This is a genomic window from Pseudomonas sp. PS01297 (genome assembly GCF_029959305.1).
GTDB classification, from domain to species: Bacteria; Pseudomonadota; Gammaproteobacteria; order Pseudomonadales; family Pseudomonadaceae; genus Aquipseudomonas; species Aquipseudomonas helleri.
The window spans coordinates 31657-53265 of record NZ_JASCPQ010000031.1; the positions used below are offsets into that span (position 1 = coordinate 31657).

Annotated in this window: 23 protein-coding genes; 13 read left to right on the forward strand and 10 right to left on the reverse strand. The window is 57.8% G+C overall.

The genetic code is table 11. The features are described 5' to 3' along the window. Nucleotides 1-38 precede the first annotated feature (38 nt). Complete coding sequence (locus QMX84_RS11640) at nt 39-347, forward strand: class I SAM-dependent methyltransferase (protein WP_153334603.1); 309 nt, start codon at nt 39-41, stop codon at nt 345-347. Nucleotides 348-395: 48 nt separating this feature from the next. Here the strand turns inward: QMX84_RS11640 and QMX84_RS11645 are convergent, their stop codons facing one another. The 4 genes from QMX84_RS11645 to QMX84_RS11660 form a co-directional block, all read right to left on the reverse strand. Beyond that, nucleotides 396-683: a hypothetical protein gene (locus QMX84_RS11645; protein WP_262126857.1), complete on the reverse strand. Its 288-nt coding sequence runs from the start codon at nt 681-683 to the stop codon at nt 396-398. Nucleotides 684-810: 127 nt separating this feature from the next. Then, nucleotides 811-1308, reverse strand: coding sequence for a transcription elongation factor GreB (gene greB / locus QMX84_RS11650; protein WP_153334599.1), 498 nt, complete (start codon nt 1306-1308; stop codon nt 811-813). A 34-nt stretch (nt 1309-1342) separates the two neighbouring features. Continuing rightward, a complete protein-coding gene (locus QMX84_RS11655) occupies nt 1343-3847 on the reverse strand; it encodes an ABC transporter permease (RefSeq protein ID WP_282363851.1) in 2505 nt (834 codons plus the stop codon). Beyond that, nucleotides 3847-4530 (reverse strand): ABC transporter ATP-binding protein, encoded by a 684-nt coding sequence (locus tag QMX84_RS11660; RefSeq protein WP_048368628.1) that lies wholly within the window; start codon nt 4528-4530, stop codon nt 3847-3849. The genes QMX84_RS11655 and QMX84_RS11660 overlap by 1 nt, the downstream gene beginning before the upstream one ends. 10 nt (nt 4531-4540) lie before the next feature. Between QMX84_RS11660 and QMX84_RS11665 the strand changes: the two genes are divergently transcribed. The 3 genes from QMX84_RS11665 (at nt 4541) to QMX84_RS11675 (ending at nt 6635) form a co-directional block, all read left to right on the forward strand. Then, entirely contained in the window at nt 4541-5146 is a 606-nt protein-coding gene (locus QMX84_RS11665; RefSeq protein WP_048368627.1) for an arylesterase, read from the forward strand. A gap of 58 nt (nt 5147-5204) precedes the next feature. Beyond that, nucleotides 5205-5498, forward strand: a complete 294-nt coding sequence (locus QMX84_RS11670; RefSeq protein ID WP_003446817.1) for a hypothetical protein — start codon at nt 5205-5207, stop codon at nt 5496-5498. 108 nt (nt 5499-5606) lie between these two features. Beyond that, a complete protein-coding gene (locus QMX84_RS11675; RefSeq protein WP_262126861.1) occupies nt 5607-6635 on the forward strand; it encodes a L,D-transpeptidase family protein in 1029 nt (342 codons plus the stop codon). A gap of 133 nt (nt 6636-6768) precedes the next feature. Here the strand turns inward: QMX84_RS11675 and oprI are convergent, their stop codons facing one another. Further along, nucleotides 6769-7020: an outer membrane lipoprotei OprI gene (gene oprI / locus QMX84_RS11680; RefSeq protein ID WP_003172710.1), complete on the reverse strand. Its 252-nt coding sequence runs from the start codon at nt 7018-7020 to the stop codon at nt 6769-6771. Between the two features lie 477 nt (nt 7021-7497). Between oprI and QMX84_RS11685 the strand changes: the two genes are divergently transcribed. Further along, nucleotides 7498-7779: a GNAT family N-acetyltransferase gene (locus QMX84_RS11685; RefSeq protein WP_048368625.1), complete on the forward strand. Its 282-nt coding sequence runs from the start codon at nt 7498-7500 to the stop codon at nt 7777-7779. 56 nt (nt 7780-7835) lie between these two features. Here QMX84_RS11685 and QMX84_RS11690 read toward each other — a convergent pair whose 3' ends face one another. Together QMX84_RS11690 and QMX84_RS11695 are read right to left on the reverse strand one after the other, a co-directional pair. Further along, entirely contained in the window at nt 7836-8912 is a 1077-nt protein-coding gene (locus QMX84_RS11690) for a 3-deoxy-7-phosphoheptulonate synthase (protein WP_048368800.1), read from the reverse strand. A gap of 131 nt (nt 8913-9043) precedes the next feature. Next, nucleotides 9044-9490 (reverse strand): PilZ domain-containing protein, encoded by a 447-nt coding sequence (locus QMX84_RS11695; RefSeq protein ID WP_123750359.1) that lies wholly within the window; start codon nt 9488-9490, stop codon nt 9044-9046. Between the two features lie 58 nt (nt 9491-9548). Between QMX84_RS11695 and QMX84_RS11700 the strand changes: the two genes are divergently transcribed. The 4 genes from QMX84_RS11700 (at nt 9549) to QMX84_RS11715 (ending at nt 13073) form a co-directional block, all read left to right on the forward strand. Then, nucleotides 9549-9875, forward strand: a complete 327-nt coding sequence (locus QMX84_RS11700; protein ID WP_262126862.1) for a thioredoxin — start codon at nt 9549-9551, stop codon at nt 9873-9875. Between the two features lie 110 nt (nt 9876-9985). Then, entirely contained in the window at nt 9986-10486 is a 501-nt protein-coding gene (locus tag QMX84_RS11705; RefSeq protein WP_262126863.1) for a universal stress protein, read from the forward strand. Nucleotides 10487-10600: 114 nt separating this feature from the next. Further along, nucleotides 10601-11575 (forward strand): HTH-type transcriptional regulator CysB, encoded by a 975-nt coding sequence (gene cysB / locus QMX84_RS11710; RefSeq protein ID WP_048368621.1) that lies wholly within the window; start codon nt 10601-10603, stop codon nt 11573-11575. A 172-nt stretch (nt 11576-11747) separates the two neighbouring features. Continuing rightward, nucleotides 11748-13073, forward strand: coding sequence for a DUF4329 domain-containing protein (locus QMX84_RS11715; protein ID WP_282363852.1), 1326 nt, complete (start codon nt 11748-11750; stop codon nt 13071-13073). Between the two features lie 79 nt (nt 13074-13152). Here the strand turns inward: QMX84_RS11715 and QMX84_RS11720 are convergent, their stop codons facing one another. Further along, on the reverse strand, nt 13153-14289 hold the full coding sequence (locus tag QMX84_RS11720; RefSeq protein WP_282363853.1) for a catalase family protein: 1137 nt from the start codon (nt 14287-14289) through the stop codon (nt 13153-13155). Between the two features lie 19 nt (nt 14290-14308). Further along, a complete protein-coding gene (locus tag QMX84_RS11725; RefSeq protein WP_262126866.1) occupies nt 14309-16123 on the reverse strand; it encodes a cytochrome c in 1815 nt (604 codons plus the stop codon). A gap of 267 nt (nt 16124-16390) precedes the next feature. Here QMX84_RS11725 and QMX84_RS11730 point away from each other — a divergent pair, with 267 nt between their 5' ends. From QMX84_RS11730 to QMX84_RS11740, 3 genes are all read left to right on the forward strand, one after another. Beyond that, entirely contained in the window at nt 16391-17110 is a 720-nt protein-coding gene (locus tag QMX84_RS11730; RefSeq protein ID WP_048368617.1) for an FKBP-type peptidyl-prolyl cis-trans isomerase, read from the forward strand. Nucleotides 17111-17519: 409 nt separating this feature from the next. Further along, the gene (locus QMX84_RS11735; protein WP_123750366.1) at nt 17520-17870 is read left to right on the forward strand and encodes a helix-turn-helix transcriptional regulator; all 351 of its coding nucleotides are present in this window, start codon (nt 17520-17522) and stop codon (nt 17868-17870) included. Continuing rightward, complete coding sequence (locus QMX84_RS11740; protein ID WP_153334579.1) at nt 17867-18235, forward strand: hypothetical protein; 369 nt, start codon at nt 17867-17869, stop codon at nt 18233-18235. Before QMX84_RS11735 ends, QMX84_RS11740 begins: the two co-directional genes overlap by 4 nt. Before the next feature lie 116 nt (nt 18236-18351). Here the strand turns inward: QMX84_RS11740 and QMX84_RS11745 are convergent, their stop codons facing one another. Beyond that, nucleotides 18352-20433 (reverse strand): carboxy terminal-processing peptidase, encoded by a 2082-nt coding sequence (locus QMX84_RS11745; RefSeq protein ID WP_174479320.1) that lies wholly within the window; start codon nt 20431-20433, stop codon nt 18352-18354. Nucleotides 20434-20571: 138 nt separating this feature from the next. Between QMX84_RS11745 and QMX84_RS11750 the strand changes: the two genes are divergently transcribed. Continuing rightward, the gene (locus QMX84_RS11750; RefSeq protein WP_282363854.1) at nt 20572-21534 is read left to right on the forward strand and encodes a zinc-binding dehydrogenase; all 963 of its coding nucleotides are present in this window, start codon (nt 20572-20574) and stop codon (nt 21532-21534) included. The last annotated feature ends 75 nt before the right edge of the window (nt 21535-21609 follow it).

The window sequence follows — 21609 nt, forward strand, 5'->3', positions numbered from 1 at the left end:
CACCTGCCACGCAGAACCTTGAGGCGGAGAACCGATACATGAGTCAACCACGTCCTTTCGTTCGTCTAGCGCCGATCACGGCCAATCAGACTTCGCGCAACCCAAAAATCCTCCTGGGCGGTAAACATCAGCCAACGCTGCTGCGTTATCTGGACGGCTGGCCGCGTCGCAAAGGGCAAACTTCAGCGTTTTTGATTCAGTTTGTTGAGGTCGGCGACGAGCTGACGCGTTTTGCCGCCGACAGTTTTGACCTGGCAGTGATTCAGTCGCCTTCAAGCGAAAATGCCGAGTTGGTCATTCGCAACCTTATACGCGTGTCACGCCAGGGTTTAATCACGTTGCGTTAATGAACAGGGTCGCCATCAGCTTTGCTTAACAGGTAAAGCTGAAACGGATCAAGTTTCAAACTGGTGATAAGACGACCATCCAAACTTCACGCACTGTTCAAAATTCGAGTTGGCCATGAGTTCTTCTGCCGTCGAGTAAGTCGAACGAAACGGCAATGTTGGCACCCAATGCCCGCTAAACGGTGTGATGCAGTCTTTGTAAAGATAGGGCCCCTTGCCTGGTAGCCGTTTTATCTCAGCCTCAGTCCAGTCGGAGCTGCTTGCGCTTGCTGTTGCGGGGGTGATGACGAGCACACTCAATGAAAGTGCTGCGAAGAGGCGGGTTAAAAGTGTCATTAATTTATTCCATTAAATAATGTAAGTGGTTTGTAGTCCTCAGCTTAGTTTCGTGGGCTCAACGCTCAATGAGACAACTGCCACGCTGTTTGTAAGAAACGCCCCGGATAAACAGCGGTGCTGTTAATCAGGGGTACTCAATAGCCACGATATACACGCACTGTTCGCCGGTCGGCGTTTGTACCCGAACTTCGGCATCCAGCGCTTTGCCAATCAAGGCGCGGGCCAGGGGCGAGTCGATGCTGATCAGGCCCTGTTTAAGGTCCAGCTCATCGGGGCCGACGATGCGGTAGCGTGACTGTTTGCCGTCTTCATCTTCAATCGTGACCCAGGCGCCGAAATATACTTTGTTCGGGTCGCCGGGTTTTTCGCTGACCACTTTCAGGCTTTCAAGGCGTTTGGTGAGAAAGCGCACGCGGCTGTCGATCTCGCGCAGCATCTTTTTGCCATAAGTGTATTCAGCGTTTTCCGAGCGATCGCCTTGTGCCGCTGCTTCGCTGACCGATTGCGTGACCTGTGGCCTGCGCACATGCCACAGCTCATGCAGTTCGGCGCGCATCCGCGCTTCACCTTCCGGGGTGATCAGCGCGGTGCCAGCAGGGCGGGGTGGTCGATAGCGGCTCATGGTCAATCCGTTGGCAGAGAAGGGCGCGAGTCTATCAGCCCTCGCGCAGCACTGTCAGCGGGCTGGCATTGAGGGCGCGGCGTGTGCCAAACACTCCGGCGCCGCCAACCATTACGGCGCCGAGTAACGGCAACAGCAACAACCATGGATGCGGGTGCCAGGGCAGGTCAAAGGCATAGCGGTACAGCACCAGGCTGACCAGTTCTGCGCCCACCGCAGCCAGCAAGCCGCTGGTGGCACCGAGCAAACCGAACTCGATGCGCCGAGCCTTGATCAGCAGTTGCCGTTCGGCTCCCAATGCCCGCAGCAAGGCACCTTGGCGGATGCGTTCGTCGAGGGTGGATTGCAGGCCGGAAAACAGCACTGTCATCCCCGCCGCCAGAACGAACAACAGCACGTACTCAATGGCAATCGTGACTTGCGCCAGAATGCTGCGCAGCTGTTCGAGCAAGGCATCAATAGGCAGGATGGTCACCGCCGGGAAGCTGCGCGACAGCTCAATGATTTGCGTGTCGTGACCCGGGGCCAGGTAAAAACTGGTGAGGTAGGTGGTTGGCAAGTCCTGCAGGGTGCCAGGCTGGAAGATCATGAAGAAGTTGGGCTGGAAATTGTCCCAGTTAATGCTGCGCAAACTGGTGACTTGCGCCTCACGGTTAACCCCGGCAACCGTAAACACAAGATGGTCGCCCAGCTTGAGTTTCAGGCTTTCGGCCACTTTGGCTTCAACTGACACCCCTGGCACGCCCTGTGGCGGTTGCGCCGACCACCACTGGCCTGCGGTCAGCTCGTTGCCTTCGGGCAGGTCAGCGGCCCAAGTCAGGCTCAGGTCGCGCTGTACGGCCTTGTCGCCGCTGGAGTCTTTGGTGACGATTTCTTGCACCGGCTCGCCATTGATGCTGATCAGGCGCCCCGGCACCACCGGGTAGATCGGCGCAGCCTGGGCCTGGAGTTCGTGCAGGCGGGCACCAAAGGCGTCCTTGTCAGTGGGCAAGATATTCAGCGCAAAGTAGTTGGGTGCATCTTTGGGCAACTGGCTTTGCCAGGTGTCGAGCAGTTCGCCGCGCAACAAGGCAATCAGCGCCATCGACAGCAGGATCAAACCAAACGCCAGGGCCTGACCGGCTGCGGCCAGAGGCTGGCGCAGCAGTTGGCCCAAGCCCAGACGCCAAGGCAGGGAGGCACGGGCCAGCCCACGGCGAAGGCCCTTGAGGCCCAGCAGCAACAGGCCGCCGAGTATCAGTGCGGCAATCACGCCGCCGCCGAGCAGGGCGAAGGTCAGCACCAGGTCCAGGCTCATGCGCCACATGATCAGGCCCAGCGCGAGCAAGGCGGCCCCGTACACCGTCCAGGTGCTGGCCGGGATTGGCAGAATGTCACGGCGCAAAACGCGCAGCGGCGGCACACGGCCCAGGGCGGCCAGCGGCGGTAGAGCGAAACCGGCCAGTGCGACCAGCCCGGTACCCATGCCGGCCAGTGCGGGCATCACGCCACCGGGTGGTACATCCGCCGGGAGCAAGTCGTGCAGCAAAGCGAACAAACCCAGTTGCGCCAGCCAGCCGAGCAGGGCGCCGGTTACGCTGGCCAGCAGCCCGAGCATCGCCAGTTGCAGACTGAACAGCCAGAGTGTTTCGCGGCGGGACAAGCCCAGGCAGCGCAGCAATGCGCTGGCATCAAAGCGCCGATTGGCAAAGCGGGTTGCAGACAGGGCAACCGCCACCCCGGCGAGCAATACCGCTACCAGGCTGGCCATATTCAGATAGCGTTCGGCCTTGCCGAGTGCGCCGCCGATTTGCTGGTTGCCATCACGCCCGTCGAGCAAGCGCTGGTTGGCTTCAAGGCCCGGCTGGATGACGTCACGGTAGGACTGTAGCGCCGGTGCTTCGCCGCGCCATAGCTCGCGGAAGCTGACCCGGCTGCCGGGCTGTACGATGCCGGTCGCTTGCAGGTCATCCAGATTGATCAGGACCCGTGGGGTCAGGCTGTAAAAGTTACCGGCACGGTCGGGTTCGTAGGTCAGAACACGGGTGATCTTGACGGTTTTTGAGCCGACATCAATGTCGTCACCGACCTTGAGATCCAATGCAGTCAACAGCCGCGGCTCAACCCAGGCTTGCCCGGACTTAGGCCCGCCGCCGGGTTGTTCTTCGCCGTAGGGCTGCGCCGCGCTTTTGAGTTGGCCGCGCAGGGGGTAGGCGTCATCGGCGGCTTTGATGCTGGACAGCTGAATACCGTTGTCTGTGGCAATTACGCTGGAAAACTCGACGATTTGCGCGTGTTTGAGTCCCAGTTCGTTGCCCACGCGAATTTGCTCTTCGCGAGCCGGTGAGCTGCCTTCGAGCACAAGGTCGGCCCCCAGAAACTCGGTGGCACGTAAAACCATCGCGCCGTTGAGGCGAGCGCCGAAGTAACCGATGGCGGTGCTGGCGGCGACGGCCACCAGTACGGCAAAAAACAGCACGCGTAACTCACCGGCGCGCGCATCACGCAGGAGTTGGCGCAGGGCGAGACTGAGCAGACGGACCAGCGGCAAACGTGCCATCAAGGCTCCAGAGGGCCGACCAGATGGCCGGCGTCAAGACGGATCAGGCGTCGGCAGCGATGAGCCAGACGTTCGTCATGGGTCACCAGTACCAGTGTGGTGCCCTGTTCTTTGTTCAGCTCAAACAGCAACTCGGTAATGCGCTCGCCCGTGTGGCTGTCGAGGTTACCGGTCGGTTCGTCGGCAAACAGCACGTCCGGGTTGGCGGCAAAGGCCCGTGCGATGGCAACGCGTTGCTGCTCGCCGCCCGACAACTGGCGCGGTGAATGGCTCAGGCGCTGGCCCAGGCCGACCCGTTCAAGCAAATGCCGCGCCTGTTCGCGGGCGTCTTTGCGGCCATCGAGCTCCAGCGGCAACATGACGTTTTCCAGTGCGTTGAGGCTGTCGAGCAATTGGAATGACTGGAATACGAAGCCAACGTGTTCGGCGCGCACGCGGGCACGCTGATCTTCATCGAGGGTGCTGAGTGCATGCCCGGCCAGAATGACTTCGCCCTGGCTCGGCAGGTCCAGACCTGCGAGCAAACCGAGCAGGGTGGATTTGCCCGAGCCGGAGGCGCCGACGATGGCCAGGCTGTCGCCTTTGCGCAGTTCCAGGCTTAAGGGGTGCAGGATGGTTAACTCGCCTTCCGCGCTGAGAACCACTTTGCTAAGGTTCTGCGCGGTGAGAATACTTTCGCCCATGGAGAATCCAATGCGTACGTGGTTTTTAAGTGCTGCTCTAGCCCTGATGTGTATAGCGCAGAATGCAGCTGCAGGAACAATCTTGATCGTCGGCGATAGTATCAGCGCGGCTTTAGGCCTGGATACCCGTCTGGGATGGGCATCTTTGCTGCAGCAGCGGCTTAAGGAGCAAGGCTACGATGACCAGGTGGTCAATGCCTCTATCAGTGGCGACACCAGCGCAGGCGGGCTCGCGCGGTTACCGGCGCTACTTGCGGAGCATAAGCCGCAGGTGGTGATTATTGAGCTGGGCGCCAACGATGGGCTGCGCGGCCAGCCGCCAGCACAATTGAAACAAAATCTTGCCGCGATGGTCGACGACTCGCAAAAAGCAGGTGCCAAAGTGCTGCTGTTGGGCATGTTGTTGCCGCCCAATTATGGTCGGCGCTATACCGACGCTTTTGCCAAGGTCTACAGCGATCTGGGCAGCGAGAAAAAGGTCGCGCTGGTGCCGTTTTTCCTGGAGGGCGTCGGCGGGCATCCCGAGTTTATCCAGGCTGATGGCCTCCATCCGAAGGCCAATGCACAGGGCCGTTTGCTCGATAATGTGTGGCCAACCCTAAAACCACTGCTTTGATGCTTTTCTAGTGGCATGGTTTCGGCTAATGTGGCGCCCCCCCGATTTGGAGCCCCTGATGTCGCGTCCTGCCTGGTCTTTATATGCTTATCAACTGATCGAGCCCGATGAGCAGCTCGATTTGTTCGCCTGCCAGGAGGTACGGGTACATTTGGTCACGCGCCAATTGGAGCTGGGTGGCACGATTGACCGCACCCTGTGTGGTTCATTGCTGCCTGCGCAGCCGCGTTGGTCGGATGTCACGCGCAAGGTGTTTCAGGATCACCGGCTTTGCCCGCTGTGCCGGGCAATCATTGAGTCTCAACGCCGCGGCACTGAGCCGATCTGGCCTGAATTACGCTTTGAGTTGTGATGTAACCTGTCTGAAACCTTAAGACTCAATACGACGCCTCCCGGCTTTTCAAGGTGGCGTGTACACTCTCTTTTTTGTCCCCTGTTGATTATGCGAAGGGTCTTCCGGATGTTCTCGCGCTTACCTGCTGTCACCCGTTATCTGTCAGTTGCCGCACTGTGTGTTGCGGGTCCCGTTCATGCGCTTGAATTTCCGCTGCCGCCACCGGGTGAAGATGTGGTCGGGCAGGTGCAAGTCATCAAGGGCAAATACGAAGACTCTTTCTCGGACCTTGGCAACCAGTACGAACTGGGCTACTCCGAAATGATTGCCGCCAACCCCGGTGTGGATGCCTGGCTGCCCGTCAAAAAGAACCTCGACGGCTCGATCGTTGACACCGAAATTGTGTTGCCGACCCAGTTCATCCTGCCGCCGGGCAAGCGCGAAGGCATCGTGATCAACCTTGCCGAGTACCGCTTGTATTATTTCCCCAAAGGTCAGAACAAGGTGTACACCTTTCCGTTGGGGATCGGTCGTGAAGGCTGGGGCTCGCCTTTGGGTCTGACCAAGGTCACGGCCAAAACGCCAAATCCGACCTGGACGCCTCCTGCTTCGATCAAGGCCGAACACGCCGCCAATGGTGACCCGCTGCCTAACGTTGTGCCGGCAGGGCCGGACAACCCGCTGGGGCCGTTCAAGTTCACCCTGGGCATGCCGGGTTACCTGATCCATGGTTCCAACGCCAAGTTTGGCATCGGCACGGGTACCAGCCATGGCTGTTTCCGCATGCTGAACAAAAACGTGCTCGAGATGGCCAGCATGGTGCCGGTGGGCACGCCCGTTCGCATCATCAATGAACCGTACAAACTCGGTGTCAGTGGCGGCAAGGTTTTCCTTGAAGTGCACGAGCCGTTGAATGTCAAAGATGGCTCTTTGCTAGCCAAAAGTGACAAGTCGCATTTGACTCCGGAAGATCTGCAGAACAAGTACGCAGGCTTTATCAACTTCCTGCTTAAGCATAAAGACCTGGAAAAGGTCATCCAGATCGACAAAGACAAAGCGTTCCCTGTGGTCGGTGCCGAAACCGGCATACCTCAGGAGATTGGTGTCGCCAACACCACGGTGCAACAGGGTCAGTCGCTGGACTACGTTCAGTAGCGCACCCACGCACTAAAACAGCCGCCACGGTTAACGCCCTGGCGGTTTTTTATTGCCTGCTTAGTTGCTGACAGGCATAAAAAAAGCCGACCCATAAAAATGGGTCGGCTTCGATAATAATCCCGAGGGACTATTACTTGCGGCTAGCTTTTTCAAGCATACGCAGAGCACGTTCGTTAGCTTCATCAGCAGTCTGTTGTGCTTTTTGAGCAGCAGCCAGAGCTTCGTCAGCTTTGCGGTAGGCTTCGTCAGCACGAGCCTGGGAACGAGCTGCTGCGTCTTCAGTTGCAGTCAGACGGGCTTCAGTTTCTTTAGATACGCTGCTGCAACCGGTAGCCAGAACTGCGGCCAATGCCAGAGCAGAGAATTTCAGAACGTTGTTCATCGTGTTCCCCTTCAAGGACTTTCTAATTAAAGCTGCTCCTTCAACATGAGGAAACAGCCGGCGTACATACTACCCATTACTTGTAGTAAGTAAACTGACCTAGCGCAAGAACCAAAAAAAATATTTGGCAATCAATGCCAATGGGCTAGATTTAACAGATCGTGTCCGAGAAAACTGCCCGTATTTGGTCGTCTTGAGCAAGCGGCTTGCGAATATAAAGACCGCGTGAAGTGACTTCAAGAGGGCGCCTGCGTCATAGATAAGTCTTTTGCGTGCGTGCACACACTGAGCATCAATTGCGAGAGCGACTATTCTTAATTTTGCCTGTCGGCGTGCCTGCCGTTGTCAGTGTGCCTGTTGCAGAAGCTGTTCCGGTTGCTGTGTAACGGCAATGACACAGGGCCAGTATCTGGGTTCCCTCGGCACAAAAACATGAGTAAGGTAGAGGTCACAGTCCAAGACCCGCGAGGAGTAATGATGAGCGAGGCGCTGTCCATCCACCATGACCAGGCAGGTCACCAGTTTGAGACCACTGTCGACGGTCACCGTGCCTACCTGACCTACATGGACTTGGGTAAGCAGACTCTGGATATTTACCGCACCTTTGTGCCCAATGCGTTGCGTGGGCGAGGCATTGCGGCCGCGTTGACCGAGCAGGCGCTCGATTACGCCGAAAAAATGGGCTACGAGGTGATTCCCTCGTGTTCCTACGTTGAACGCTATATGGAGCGCCACAAGCGCACTCAGGCCAAAACCTGAAATAGCACTCATAAAAAACGCCGGGCTAGCCCGGCGTTTTTGTGTGCGCTTAAAAATCAGCCGCGAGCCCGCTTGGGCAGGACGTCCTTGAGCTTGGCGTGCATGCTGCGCAAGGTGTTTTCAGTGCTCGCCCAGTCGATGCAGGCATCGGTGATCGAGACACCGTACTGCAAATCTTCAAGGTTTTTAGGGATCGCTTGGCAGCCCCAGTTCAGGTGGCTTTCAACCATCAGGCCGATGATCGACTGGTTGCCTTCAAGGATCTGATTGGCCACGTTCTCCATCACCAGCGGTTGCAGTGCCGGGTCTTTGTTGGAGTTGGCGTGGCTGCAGTCGACCATGATGTTCGGAGTGATTTTAGCCTTGGTCAGGGCTTGCTCGCAGAGCGCCACGCTGACCGAGTCATAGTTTGGCTTACCGTTACCACCGCGCAATACCACATGACCGTAGGCGTTGCCTTTGGTGGTGACGATGGACACGCCGCCTTCCTGGTTGATACCCAGGAAACGGTGCGGGCTCGACACTGACTGCAAGGCGTTGATCGCAACGGTCAGGCCACCATCGGTGCCGTTTTTAAAGCCAACTGCCGAAGACAGGCCAGAGGCCATTTCGCGGTGAGTTTGCGACTCGGTGGTACGCGCACCAATGGCAGACCAGCTGATGAGGTCTTGCAGGTATTGCGGAGAAATCGGGTCCAGGGCTTCAGTAGCGGTTGGCAGGCCCATTTCGGCCAGGTCCAGAAGCAATTTACGGCCGATGTGCAGACCGTCTTCGATTTTGAACGAGTCGTCCAGGTACGGGTCGTTGATAAGGCCTTTCCAGCCCACGGTGGTCCGTGGTTTTTCGAAATAAACCCGCATGACCAGATACAGCGTGTCGCTGACTTCAGCCGCAAGTACCTTCAGGCGCTCAGCATATTCATGAGCCGCCTTGAGGTCGTGGATCGAGCAAGGCCCGATGACAACGAACAGGCGATGGTCTTTGCCATCCAGGATGTTGCGAATGACCTCACGCCCTTTGTTCACGGTCTGCAGCGCTGTAGCGCTGAGAGGGATCTCGCGCTTGAGCCGTTCAGGTGTGATCAGGGTTTCGTTGGAGGCAACGTTAAGGTCGTCGATCGGTAAATCAGCCATCGTGTTACTCGTCAGGTCACGGGTGCCGGCCGCCAGCGATCCCCGTGCGGCGGAGCACAGCTTGATTGAGCGCATCGGGGAGCGGAACCTTAACGCGTTAACCGGTTATTCGACAATGGGCATACAGCGGTTTAATCCAGTGCAGGTTGTGCCAGGGCCTGCTCCAGGGTTTCCTGAGAAAACTCCACCGCGTGCAGGTTGACCCATTCCAGGGCCAGCGCATCCTTGTTTTCGAAGGGCAGGTTGAGTTGATTGCGCTGGCGGCAATAGTGTTCGATCTGACACACCTGCTCACCCATGCGCGCACCAAACAGGGTCTGGTCATCGGTAAAGGCCACCCCGACGCGGTAACCGTCGGCATGTTTTTCACACCAGGCGATATAGCCCGGGTAGTGCGCGGTTTCGCCCAGGGTGGGCATGTACATGTCAACCGCCGTGCCGCGCCTCCAGCCTCTGTCACTGTTGCACGCAACACCACCGAGGCTGATAGAGTTCAGCTTCTGACGCGAAAGAGCGGGGTGCTTGCGAGGGGTGATCTGAACAGGAACATCATCTGGGTGAGGCAAAAAACGACCCATGTACACAGACTCCAAAGTGCCAGTATTTTGATCTTGTTAGCTGAGTATAGTGACTGAAATGGAACTGACAGACTTTGATGCGGACCAGCGCCTGCTGACACTGCCCGGCACGACCTTGCTGGTGTTCACCAGCACCGGGTGTTCGAGCTGCCGCACGGCGCGCAAAATGTTGCCCGACATGCAGTTACCTATTGATCAACTGTGCTGGATTGACGCCGGTGACAACGGTGGCCTGGTCGAGCGTTACGAGATCTTCCACCTTCCTGCGTTGTTTGTCGTGCGTGACGGTGCTTTTTACGGTGAATTGAAGTCGCGCTTGAGTGAAGGGGAGCTGGCCCATCACCTTAAACTGGCCTTGCTGCTTGAGCCCGACGAACTGCCTTGAACCCTGTGCGACCTCAACTGCGCGTGTAAGTCATCGCACGGGTCATCGAACTTGTCCGGGCGCTGCTAAGCTGAATTCATCTCGGCCATAACGCCTGTCGAGGAGGTCGTATGATTCGCTCGATACTGTTCGCCACAGACCTCGGTATTTATGCTCCGGTTGTGATGCAGCACGCTTTGGGGCTGGCCCGCAGTTTCAAGGCAGACTTGTATGTACTTCACGTTGTGGAGCCCATGGGGCTGTTCGCCGAATCGGTATTGCAAAGTTATCTGGATGAGCAGGCGTTGCAGGAACTGCAGCGCCAGGGTATGACCGCCATGCTGTCCAATATTGAACAGCGCGTGTTCGACAGTCTTCAAGATGAACTGGACGAAGGTGCGCAGGAGCTCGCCTTGATCCGCTCGGTCAAGGTGGTTCAGGGCGAACCCGCCCACGTCATTCTGGAGGAGTCGCGCAAGCTGGGGGTTGACCTGGTGATCCTCGGCAGTCACGGCCAGTCTACAGGCGCAAACAGCCACTTGGGGCACAACGCAAGCCGCGTCGTAGAGCAGGCGCAGGTGCCGGTGTACCTGGTACCGTTGGTGCAACGTCGGCGGCGCACTGATGGGTGAAGGTGACGAACTGCTAAAAACGATAAAAAAGTTCTAGATTTATTCTTCTGACCTTCCATATAGTTATATATCGCCGCCGATACTCATGGCGCCTATTTGCTCTGAGGGATGCATATGAAGCTTCAACAACTGCGCTACATCTGGGAAGTGGCGCACCACGACCTCAACGTTTCAGCTACCGCTCAGAGTCTCTACACCTCACAGCCGGGGATCAGCAAACAGATCCGCTTGCTGGAAGACGAACTCGGCGTTGAAGTATTTGCGCGCAGTGGCAAGCACCTGACCCGCGTCACACCGGCGGGCGAGCGCATCATCACCACCGCCGGTGAAATCCTGCGCAAGGTTGAGAGCATCAAGCAGATCGCTCAAGAGTTTTCCAACGAGAAAAAAGGCACGTTGTCGATTGCCACCACGCACACCCAGGCGCGTTATGCGCTGCCGCCGGTCATCAGCAACTTTATCAAGCAATACCCGGACGTCGCCTTGCATATGCATCAGGGCTCGCCGATGCAAATTGCTGAAATGGCCGCTGATGGCACCGTCGATTTTGCCATTGCCACTGAAGCGCTGGAGCTGTTCGGCGATCTCGTAATGATGCCGTGCTACCGCTGGAACCGTTGCGTGGTCGTGCCGCAAGGCCACCCGCTGACCAAACTGCCGAAGCTGACCCTTGAGGCCCTGGCTGAATACCCGATTGTGACTTACGTCTTTGGTTTTACCGGCCGTTCCAAGCTCGATGAAGCCTTCAGCCATCGCGGCCTGACCCCCAAAGTGGTGTTCACCGCAGCTGACGCTGACGTGATCAAGACTTACGTACGCCTGGGCCTGGGCGTCGGCATCGTGGCCAAGATGGCGGTAGACACCAACCTGGACAAAGACCTGGTGGTGCTGGATGCCAGCGAGCTGTTTGAATCGAGCATCACCAAGATTGGTTTCCGTCGCGGCACCTTCCTGCGCGGTTTCATGTGCGATTTCATTGAGAAATTTGCGCCGCATCTGACCCGCGAAGTGATGGCCAAGGCCATTGCCTGCCATAACAAGCAGGAACTCGAAGACCTGTTTGAAGGGGTTGAACTGCCGGTTCATTGAGTGGGCTGACGGCCCGCGGATGGGCCAGTTGAACCCGTGACGGTGGTGGCGTGTGAGCCATGACCGTCACTACCCCACTAACGCACGTGCTGCCATGAATACCTTGAAACTCGACGCGTGATTTCATGCCGGGCGAACAGCGCTCGGTCCACGCCAAGACAAGGATCTTTTCATGAGTACCCGCGCGCAAACTGCTTCTGTATTAATCCCGTCGTTAAGCCCCGCCTTCATCAGTGCCGATGATGCGGCGGTGTATGCCCATGAGCTCATTGCGGCCATCAAGAATGGCATTGTCTACGGCGGCTTTATACTCGCCAGGCAGAACCGCTATTACGCCACCCTGCCACATGCGGGTTCCAGCACGTCCTTTGACCCTGCCGACGTGCTGTCATTGTCTGATGAGGGATTATTCCTGCCGATACAGGGCTACACCATTGAAGGGATGTATCACTCCAATACCTCCATTCAGCGGATGCCTTGGCAGGTGCACGAGGAAAGCGAGTTGCAAGACAACTTCTTTTCGATTCACGACCTCAATCAAGCCATTCGATACAAACACAATTACCCGCGCTTCTATTTGTCCTGCCCCGACAAGTGCGTGTTGAGCTACATCGCCAGTGGCTCGGACCTTGAGAAAGCCTTGTTGCCTTTGCTCTCGCGTAAACGTGCGCAATACCCCGGGGCGTTTGAAAGAGCCTATGACCTGGGGTTGTTGATGCCCTCTGACCTGATTGGTTTGATTTGCCTGGCGGGGGAACTCAGCATTGTGCTGGCGGGGGCGCACTGGGATCGACGTACCCGGCTGGGCGCGAACTGGAAGGCTGATCAGCAGAAGGGGCGGACCTCGGTCGACAAGCCGGCACTGTGTTCCAGCGTGTACAGCGACGTACTGGACGCGGTGAAGGCTGTTCATCAGGGCATGCTCTTGCGCAAACACACGCAATTTGCCGGGTTTGTGCTCAAGCAACTGGACGCTGACGTGTACGTTTATACCCGTGCATTAGAAACGCCTTTTTTTGAATTTGACTGGGATGTGGTGTTCCCCAAGGATCCCAGCGGAGTGCCGGTGGTGCCCGAGGGTTACCGCATCGTCGGGGTTTACTTGTCAGGTGAAGAACCGGATGCGCTGTTGCATGACACTACCAACGAGTTGTTTGGTGATTTCTTTTCCCCCAGCGCGCTGCTGACCAGTTTGTTGCTGGCGCGCGCAACACCTGGCTGCGACGTCTTCTTTTGCGCGCGGGAGGGCGGATTGCTGCGTTATCAGAGCGACGCGACAGAGTCAGAAGCAGAGTTGGTCACACTGTTGAGCCGCACTCACGCGACCGTGCCAGATATTGAAGCGAGCCTTTTCCCTTACGACCGTAATGCACAAAGCTACGTCCACCGAGTGGCCGAAGCAGGCAAGCTGGAGGTCATGACGACTGACGAGGTATGGACACAAGAGGGAAGGATCGGCCCTGACTGGGCGCCGTTTGCCGTGTCGCCAACGTTGTAGGAGCGAGCTTGCCTCGCGAGCTGTTGATCGTAAAAAGATCGCGAGACGAGCTCGCTCCTACAGTGTGTGGCGGGACGTTTTATTGCTCGGCGTTACGGCTGTGGCGGTACTCGCTGACCGAGTCATACACGGCTTTGCGCAGGCGGTTGATACCGCCAATCGGCCGGTGTTCTTCAATGCCGTGCCATGGGCTGAACGACAGGTTGTCACACGCCAGGTTCTGGCTCGGGGTGTCGAAGTCTTGCGGCTCTACGGTGATGCGCGCCACGGTTTCGAATGGCGCATCAGACTCCTTCCATTCAACACTGGTGTCTTCAATCGGCATGTAGCGGTTGGCATCCTGACGCTGAATCTGCAACACAAAACAGGCCGGCGTGCGATCTGTGCTGAGCTGCTGAGTCAACGCACTGCGCAAGAAGTTCGGCAGGTCCTGATTCTGTTTGGGCAGGGTGTACGCCGGGCAGTTGTCTGCGTCCGGCGCCACTCTGAATTTGGCATTGGCCGTCCCGAACTTGTAAGGCGACACCGAGTAGTAGGTGGTTTGTGTCGGGCTGGCGGGTGCGGGGGCCAGGGTGGCCAAGGCAATAAACAAGTGCCGCACTTGCCAGCTGCGCGGGTCCCAGGACGGGAAAAACGCCAGCACTTTTTTGCCGTCGGCCTGGGCCGCGATGTTCTGACGATACTCCGCCACATCGCTGACAAAGAAGTTGGGGTGGTTGAACATCACAAAATCCTGTTCACCGCGCCCTTGCTGGCTGGGCAACAGCTGCGTGCCCGGCACGTCCTGCAACTTGATCGCCATGCCGCGCGCGTCGCGGATGCTGTCAAATTGCGGGTAGGCATTACCGTTGGACAGGCGCATCACGGCTTGCCAGGTTTTGCCCGGCGCCGCAAACACGCCTTGGCGCAAGGCCGGGTCGAGATCATCGAGCACCTTGACCTCGGCTTTGACGCAGCCGTGCGCCTTGGCGTGGGCATCGCGCAGGTAGCGCGTATTCTCGCGATGCTGGTCGACGATTTTGATTGCCGTCTGGATCGTGTCTTGCGTCATCGCGGCTTCACCGGCCGGGATCTGCTCCTGGGCTGACACGGGACCGCGGTACTTCCAGGCATACCAGCCTGTTGTCAGCGCCCAGCCCAGCAGCCCCAGCACGATGAGGGCGAGCAATAGCTTGCCCAGCCAGGTGCCGAGTCGAAGCCATAAAGTGGTCAGCATGCAAACATCCTTTTAATCGTTATTCGTTGGGCAACTGTTGTTCGAGCGGGCCGCCGAGCACTTTCAGGTACTCGATCAACGCCCAGCGCTCTTCAGGTTGCAGCAGGCGACCAATCACGCCGTTGCCCTGTGGCCCGGCCCGGAACTCGTGACCGCTGTTGTGGTTGCCACTGATGCGGGTATCCAGCACAAAGCCGCCATCAAAGGCGTCTGTGCGGTAGCCCAAGTGGCGCGGGTCGTACTCAAAATTGCCGCGATAGAAGGTTTGCGCACGTTCTGACTGCGGCGACAGCAGTTGGTACACCGTCGGCACAGAGCCGTTGTGCAGGTAGGGCGCAGTGGCCCAGATGCCATCCAGCGGGCGAGCCTTGTAGGCGCGCAACTCCAGTACGCCAATCGGCAAGCCAAAGCCGTTGAGGCGTGCTTGCTCTTGCGGGCTGACAGCGGCGTCCTGGTAGGCGCGTTTTTCAACAAAGGCGGTGACATAGGCCAGGCCCTTGGCGACGGACAACTGATGCATGTCCAGCGGCTGCTCGCTCTTGGGGAGGAGGTTGACGTTCATGCTGGCCAGCTCGGCCGGGTCCCACTGCAGGGCGCTGAGGTCATAGCGATTGTCTGCGATGTTGGTGGCGGTATTGGGATCGGTACCGATCACCTCGACCGGCAGCATTTTAAGTTGCTTGACCAGACGGCCGTTTTCTTCAACCACTGCCGGCACGTGGCAACCCGCGCAGTTCTCGGTAAAAAGACGGCGGCCTTTGGCGGCCAGCGGGCGGTCGATTTTGCCGAACAGGTCTTCGGGCCAAACGGGTGGCTTGAGTCGTTGCAGGGTTTCTTCAATCAGGTGCAAGTCGTTGACCCGCACGCTGGACGGGTAGCGCTGGTCGCCTTGCAGCGGCTGACCGTGGCTGTCGAAGAAGTTCAGGGTTGCGCCGACGCCCAAGGCTTCACCGATATTGCGCGCCATCGGTTGCTGGGCCGAACCGTTCCATTGCACCCAGTCGAACGTCCACATGTCCCACAGGTGCGGGTAGTCTACCGGTGCATTGGCCACTCGATAGTTGTCGGGCGAGATCGCGTCGCCGAAGCTGGCATTGGCTATCCGGCCAAAGGCATCGGTGCGCCCCGGGCCTTCGAGCGTCGGGTAAAGACCGCGATGGGTGTCGTTCCAGGCAACGGCCAGAAAGGTGTCCAGCGAGGCCTTGAAGTCCTTGCGCAGCTGCTTGTGCCCGGCGTCATAGTTGTCGCCCAGCACCGTGCGGGCAAAGCGCTCAAACTTCCAGGGGTTGTAATACGTGGCTGCCAGGCTGGCGACCAGCGCCTGGCCAAAGCTGCCGCCGCGCAGGGTCGGTACGCTGGAAGGCAGCACGTGTTGCGCCGGGCCACCGTCAATGCGCAGGGCCTGGCCTTTGTAACGCAGCTCGCCGGTGTGGCAGGCCGCGCAGGTGATGTCCAGGTACTCAACGGGGCTGCCGGGGTTCTGGTGGCGGGTGAAGCCAACGGGCAAGTTGGCCGGGTTGGCGGCGCTGGCTTGTTGCTGCGGGTCGACCAAAAAGCCAAACCGCGCCAAATACTCAGGCGCAGCGAAGCGTTGCGTTGAGAAGGGCAGCTCAAGGGCACTGAACCAGTCGTAATGCAGGCCTTTCACTTGGGTACCTTGGGGCGTGTAGTAATAAAGTTGCCGATCCGCCTCACTCCATTGGTCCTGATAGTGCACGTGCTGCGGCGCGGTGTAAGCAGGCAGTTTTGGGTTGGCGATGAAGTAGACAATCACACACAGCCCTAGCACCAAGGCCACGCCAAGCCCTGACAGCACACGGTAAAACAATCGCAAAATAACGCTCCTTGTAGGAATTTTTTCAGTCTTATGCCTGAGCGAGCGGCTAGCATCAAGTGGCTATCGGTTTGATCGGGGAAGGAAGGGACAGGTTTGACAGCGTGCTTGAAGTGTTAGCAAAAGTTGCGGTAATTATGAATTGTGATTTTGACGTGAACTTATCCGCGAATTGCCTCTCTCATGCCGGTAGCCATTGGTTGCGGCCGCCTGATAAGCTCGCGGCTTTATTCGATTGCCCATTTGGCGCATGAACAAGGAAATAGCATGAAACAGCATCGGTTGGCGGCAGCTGTGGCTCTGGTAAGCCTGGTACTGGCGGGTTGCGACTCGCAGACCAGCGTAGAGCTGAAAACCCCGGCACAAAAAGCCTCTTATGGCATTGGCCTGAACATGGGTAAAAGCCTGGCTCAAGAAGGCATGGATGATCTGGATTCCAAAGCCGTAGCCTTGGGCATCGAAGATGCCGTCGGCAAGAAAGAGCAAAAGCTTAAGGATGACGAACTGATCGAAGCGTTCGCCGCCCTGCAAAAACGCGCTGAAGAGCGTCTGGCCAAGATGAGCGACGAAGCCTCTGCCGCCGGTAAAAAATTCCTCGAAGAAAACGGCAAGAAAGCGGGTGTTGTCACCACCGCTTCTGGCCTGCAGTACGAAGTCATCAAAAAGGCCGATGGCCCACAGCCCAAGCCAACTGACGTGGTGACCGTTCACTACGAAGGCAAGCTGATTGACGGCAAGGTTTTCGACAGCTCGATCGAGCGCGGTAGCCCGATTGACCTGCCAGTCAGCGGCGTGATCCCGGGTTGGGTTGAAGGCCTGCAACTGATGCACGTGGGTGAGAAGTACAAGCTGTACATCCCTAGCGAACTGGCTTACGGCGCACAAAGCCCGAGCCCGGCGATTCCGGCCAACTCGGTGCTGGTATTCGACCTGGAACTGCTGGGCATCAAAGACCCTGCAAAACCAGAGGCCGACGCTGCCAAGTAAGCAGCCTCTGTTTTCACACAACGCCCCGTCCTGACGGGGCGTTGTCGTATCTGGGTCTGGCACGGCTGTTTATCCCCCCGACCAGCGGTTATTTGTCGCATTCGTTCAGGTGGCTAGTAGTTGCTGACCAGCAAGTCAATGAATTTATGGGTTTTTTTATGTGTGTAAAAAATGCCCGATCTAAGCGCAGGCCTTATAGAACGTGGCTTTCAGCGCGAAAAATCTGCTCTGTTCACAAGGTTATCCACAATTTGTGTGGATAACATTTCGCGTTTATCGGGCTTATTCCTGCGGCGAAGGTGAAGACTGCCAAGAAGATCAAAAACCCCAGAGACCTCAGCGGCTGTTAGGATTAAGCTTCTAAGGAAAATTCCGACTTGATCTGTCTAAAAATCTGACGGGGTTAGCAATGGATCTTCAAATCATCAAGCGCAATGGAGAACCCGAATATGCGGTTCTTTCGTGGCAGAGCTACCTGGCGCTACTCAAGGCTGCGGGTATCGATGCTCCGGTAGCGACAGCACTCATCCCTGATACTGAACGACAGCCGCCTGAGCCTGTACAGGCGCTGCCAGGGCTCGATCAACTGCGTGGCCTGCGCGAGGGCAAGGGTTTGGCCCTGGAGGTGCTGGCACGCACTGTAGGCATTAGCCCGTCGTATCTGGGAATGATCGAAACCGGTGAACGTCTGCCGGATCTTGCCATTCGCCGCAGCCTGGCCTGGGAGCTGGGCGTTGCGGGCTGGAGGGAAGCCTCATGAACGTGCGCATCAGTCGTCAACACTGGGATGGGTTACTGGCTGAGCTTGATCAGGCGCGTCGACAGCGCCATTTAGTGACGTACCGGGCGTTGCTGGAGCGTTTGCAGTTGCCCAGCCCGGCCATGTTGACCCTCACCTCGGCGCTGGAGCATCTGGCGGCGATGGACGTGAAGGCGGAGCAGCCGTTACGCAGTTCGCTGGTGATCAGCCAAGGGGCGAGCCGTTTGCCCCGTACCGGTTTCTTCGAATGCGTGGGGCGTCTTGGGCGTTTTTCCGGGCCGCCGGATGGCGTCGCGGCAGCTTCCTGGCACGCCTCGGAAGTGGTTCGGGTGTTTGAACACAGTTACGAGCACGAAGAAGCGTAAAGACAAAAAGGGCGGGCCGCATGATGCGGCCCGCCCTTTTTTACACCAAAACCCCGTAGGAGCGAGCTTGTCTCCCGATCTTTTAAACGTTCAAAAGATCGCGCAACACGTGAAAGTTACTTCTTCGCTGCCTGTGGGTTGAGCTTGAGGTAGTCCAGCAGGACACGCCCGGTTTCACTCAGGTAGGCGTCGTCTTCTGGCTTGGTCTTTTCAGGCTCCACCGGCAAGGCGTCTTCGTCTTCTTTCTTCATTTCTTTGAGCGGTGCTTCGCCTTTGGCCTTGCGGCGGGCGTTTTCCATCACCAACTGCTGGGCATCGATATCGGCGTGTTGTGCGCGACGGTCGGCCTCGTTCAGGCTCACGGTTTTTTCGGCCATCAGCTTGTCGGCCAGGGCCAGCTTGTCGCGGATAAAGATGAACTCGGCATCTTTAGCCACACGCGCATCGTGATCCGCTTTCAGTTGCGCAATAAACGGCTTGAACGGGTCGGCTGCAGGCTTGATCGCAGGGCGGATGGTGTCCCACGGCATGGCCTCAGGCAGTGCACTTTCACCGATTTCCTTGGTGTCGATAATCGACGGGAAGGCGACGTCAGGCAGTACGCCCTGATGCTGGGTGCTCTGCCCGGAAACCCGGTAGAACTTGGCCAGTGTCAGTTTCAGTTCGCCGTGGTTCAGCGGCTGAATGGTTTGCACCGTGCCCTTGCCGAACGTTTGGCCGCCGATAATCAGCGCGCGGTGGTAATCCTGCATGGCCCCGGCAAAAATCTCCGACGCCGATGCCGACAAGCGATTGACCAGCAGCGCCATCGGGCCTTTGTAGAACGCACCCGGGTTTTCGTCTTCAAGTACGTCGACTTTACCGTCAGCGTTGCGCACCAGAACCGTCGGGCCCTTGTCGATAAACAGGCTGGTCAGCTCGGTCGCTTCCTGCAACGAACCGCCACCGTTGTTGCGCAGGTCGATAATCACGCCATCGACTTTTTCATTCTGCAACTCGGTCAGCAGCTTTTTAACGTCGCGGGTCGTGCTCTTGTAGTTCGGGTCACCGGCACGGTAGGCCTTGAAGTCCAGGTAGAACGCCGGGATCTCAATCACGCCCAGTTTGTAGTCTTTGCCATCCTGCTTGAGGTTGAGGATCGACTTTTTCGCCGCCTGCTCTTCAAGCTTCACCGCTTCACGGGTGATGGAGACAATCTTGCTGGTCTGGTCGTTAGGCGCATTGCTCGCCGGAATCACTTCCAGGCGCACCACAGAGCCTTTAGGGCCACGGATCAACTTGACCACTTCGTCCAGACGCCAGCCGATCACGTCGACCATCTCTTTGTCGCCCTGGGCAACGCCGATGATTTTGTCTGCCGGAGCGACTTGTTTGGTCTTGTCGGCGGGGCCCGCCGGCACCAGGCGCACGATCTTCACTTGGTCGTTATCGCTCTGCAACACGGCGCCGATGCCTTCCAGCGACAGGCTCATGTTGATGTCGAAGTTTTCCGCGTTATCTGGCGACAGATAGTTGGTGTGCGGGTCGTAAGACATTGCGAAGGTGTTGATGTACGCCTGGAAGATGTCTTCGCTGCGAGTCTGATCAAGACGGCTCAACTGGTTTTTGTAGCGCTTGGTCAGCAGTTCCTGAATTTTCGACGGCTCTTTGCCAGCGATTTTCAGACGCAGGACTTCGTCCTTGAGACGTTTGCGCCACAGATCGTTGAGTTCGGCTTCGGTCTTGAGCCACGGAGCGTCCTTGCGGTCGATCTGCAGGGTCTCTTTGGTGGTGAAGTCGAACGAGTCCACGCCTTTGTTCAGTTCGCCCAGGGCGAAGTCCAGGCGCGACTTGACGCGATCCAGGTAGCGCTTGTAGATGGTGAAGCCGGGATTGAGATCGCCGCTCTTTAGGAAATCGTCAAACTGGAATTTCCATTTGTCGAATTCGGCGATATCACTGGCCAGAAAGTAACTGCGCGAAGGATCGAGCAGCTTCAGGTAGCTGTCATAGATGATCGCGGAACGTGCGTCATCCAGTGGCGGCTTGCTGTAATGATGGCGTTTGAGCAGCTCAACAACGTTAAGGCTGGCAATTACCTCATCACGATCGGGCTGAAGGTTATCCCAACTGTTAGCGGCGAACGTAGTGGCCGAAAACGGCAAAACGCCTAAGCCAATGAAGAGTGCGAGAGCGGTGCTAGGGAATAAATGCTTCATGCTGAGTCGACGCGGGGGCAATTGATAACGCATATTAGGCCGTCTTTGAAGTCGCCGGTTCCGTAAGAACCGGCCGCATAATGCAAGAAGCCCGGTGCAGCAGCACCGGGCTCAGTCCAGACTCACTATGGAGGCACTGTGAAAGCATTGCAAGGCGTTGAGGGACAAGTGAAGTGGGTTGAAGAACCGAGCCCACGTTGTGATGTAGGACAAATCCGAATTCGTGTGGCGGCAGCGGGCCTTAATCGCGCCGATCTTTTGCAAAGCCAAGGGTTGTATCCGCCGCCACCTGGCGCCAGCCAAATGTTGGGGCTGGAGTGTTCGGGCGTGGTCAGCGAAGTGGGGCCGGGATCTTCCTGGCAAGTCGGAGACCGCGTGTGTGCGCTGTTGGCGGGCGGTGGCATGGCGCAAGAGGTTGTGGTTGATGGGCGCCATGCCTTGCCGGTGCCCGAAGGGTTGTCGCTGATTGAGGCGGCTGCCTTGCCCGAGGTGTACAGCACTGCATGGCTTAATCTGTTCCAATTGGCGGCCCTGAAGCCGGGCGAAAAAGTGTTGCTGCATGCCGGAGCAAGTGGAGTTGGTTCAGCCGCTATTCAGCTGTGCAAAGCCTTTGGCAGCCCGTGCTGGGTGACGGTCGGTTCGGCCGAGCGTCTGGCCTATTGTGAGGCCCTGGGTGCCCAGGGCGGCGCAGTGCGCACCGAAGGGCTGGACAGCCTCAAGGCGCTGGGGCCGTTTGACGTGGTACTCGACCCGGTGGGCGCCAACTATGTGGAGTCCAACCTCAAGTTGTTGGCACTGGACGGGCGCTGGGTGTTGATTGGCTTGATGGGTGGGCGCAAGGCCGAGCTGGATCTGGCCTTGGTGTTGGGCAAGCGCATCCAGTTGCTGGGTTCGACATTGCGCAGCCGCGGCGACCAATTCAAGGCGGATTTGCTGAGTGATCTCAATCAACAAGTGTGGCCGTTGTTTGCCGAAGGCCGTTTGAGCCCGCAGTTGGCCAAAACCTTCCCGATTGAAGAGGCCCAGGCGGCGTTTGCCGAATTGGCCAGCAATCAGGTGTCGGGCAAGCTGGTGCTGGTGATCGACGCGGACTTGGTTTAAGTCATATACGCAATCTGTAGGAGCGAGCTTGCCTCGCGATCTTTTAAAAAGATCAAAAGATCGCGAGGCAAGCTC

Coding starts and splice junctions, on each gene's coding strand:
- QMX84_RS11640 (WP_153334603.1), top strand. CDS start 39: ATGAGTCAACCACGTCCTTTCGTTCGTCTAGCGCCGATCACGGCCAAT.
- QMX84_RS11645 (WP_262126857.1), bottom strand. CDS start 683: ATGACACTTTTAACCCGCCTCTTCGCAGCACTTTCATTGAGTGTGCTC.
- greB (WP_153334599.1), bottom strand. CDS start 1,308: ATGAGCCGCTATCGACCACCCCGCCCTGCTGGCACCGCGCTGATCACC.
- QMX84_RS11655 (WP_282363851.1), bottom strand. CDS start 3,847: ATGGCACGTTTGCCGCTGGTCCGTCTGCTCAGTCTCGCCCTGCGCCAA.
- QMX84_RS11660 (WP_048368628.1), bottom strand. CDS start 4,530: ATGGGCGAAAGTATTCTCACCGCGCAGAACCTTAGCAAAGTGGTTCTC.
- QMX84_RS11665 (WP_048368627.1), top strand. CDS start 4,541: ATGCGTACGTGGTTTTTAAGTGCTGCTCTAGCCCTGATGTGTATAGCG.
- QMX84_RS11670 (WP_003446817.1), top strand. CDS start 5,205: ATGTCGCGTCCTGCCTGGTCTTTATATGCTTATCAACTGATCGAGCCC.
- QMX84_RS11675 (WP_262126861.1), top strand. CDS start 5,607: ATGTTCTCGCGCTTACCTGCTGTCACCCGTTATCTGTCAGTTGCCGCA.
- oprI (WP_003172710.1), bottom strand. CDS start 7,020: ATGAACAACGTTCTGAAATTCTCTGCTCTGGCATTGGCCGCAGTTCTG.
- QMX84_RS11685 (WP_048368625.1), top strand. CDS start 7,498: ATGAGCGAGGCGCTGTCCATCCACCATGACCAGGCAGGTCACCAGTTT.
- QMX84_RS11690 (WP_048368800.1), bottom strand. CDS start 8,912: ATGGCTGATTTACCGATCGACGACCTTAACGTTGCCTCCAACGAAACC.
- QMX84_RS11695 (WP_123750359.1), bottom strand. CDS start 9,490: ATGGGTCGTTTTTTGCCTCACCCAGATGATGTTCCTGTTCAGATCACC.
- QMX84_RS11700 (WP_262126862.1), top strand. CDS start 9,549: ATGGAACTGACAGACTTTGATGCGGACCAGCGCCTGCTGACACTGCCC.
- QMX84_RS11705 (WP_262126863.1), top strand. CDS start 9,986: ATGATTCGCTCGATACTGTTCGCCACAGACCTCGGTATTTATGCTCCG.
- cysB (WP_048368621.1), top strand. CDS start 10,601: ATGAAGCTTCAACAACTGCGCTACATCTGGGAAGTGGCGCACCACGAC.
- QMX84_RS11715 (WP_282363852.1), top strand. CDS start 11,748: ATGAGTACCCGCGCGCAAACTGCTTCTGTATTAATCCCGTCGTTAAGC.
- QMX84_RS11720 (WP_282363853.1), bottom strand. CDS start 14,289: ATGCTGACCACTTTATGGCTTCGACTCGGCACCTGGCTGGGCAAGCTA.
- QMX84_RS11730 (WP_048368617.1), top strand. CDS start 16,391: ATGAAACAGCATCGGTTGGCGGCAGCTGTGGCTCTGGTAAGCCTGGTA.
- QMX84_RS11735 (WP_123750366.1), top strand. CDS start 17,520: ATGGATCTTCAAATCATCAAGCGCAATGGAGAACCCGAATATGCGGTT.
- QMX84_RS11740 (WP_153334579.1), top strand. CDS start 17,867: ATGAACGTGCGCATCAGTCGTCAACACTGGGATGGGTTACTGGCTGAG.
- QMX84_RS11745 (WP_174479320.1), bottom strand. CDS start 20,433: ATGAAGCATTTATTCCCTAGCACCGCTCTCGCACTCTTCATTGGCTTA.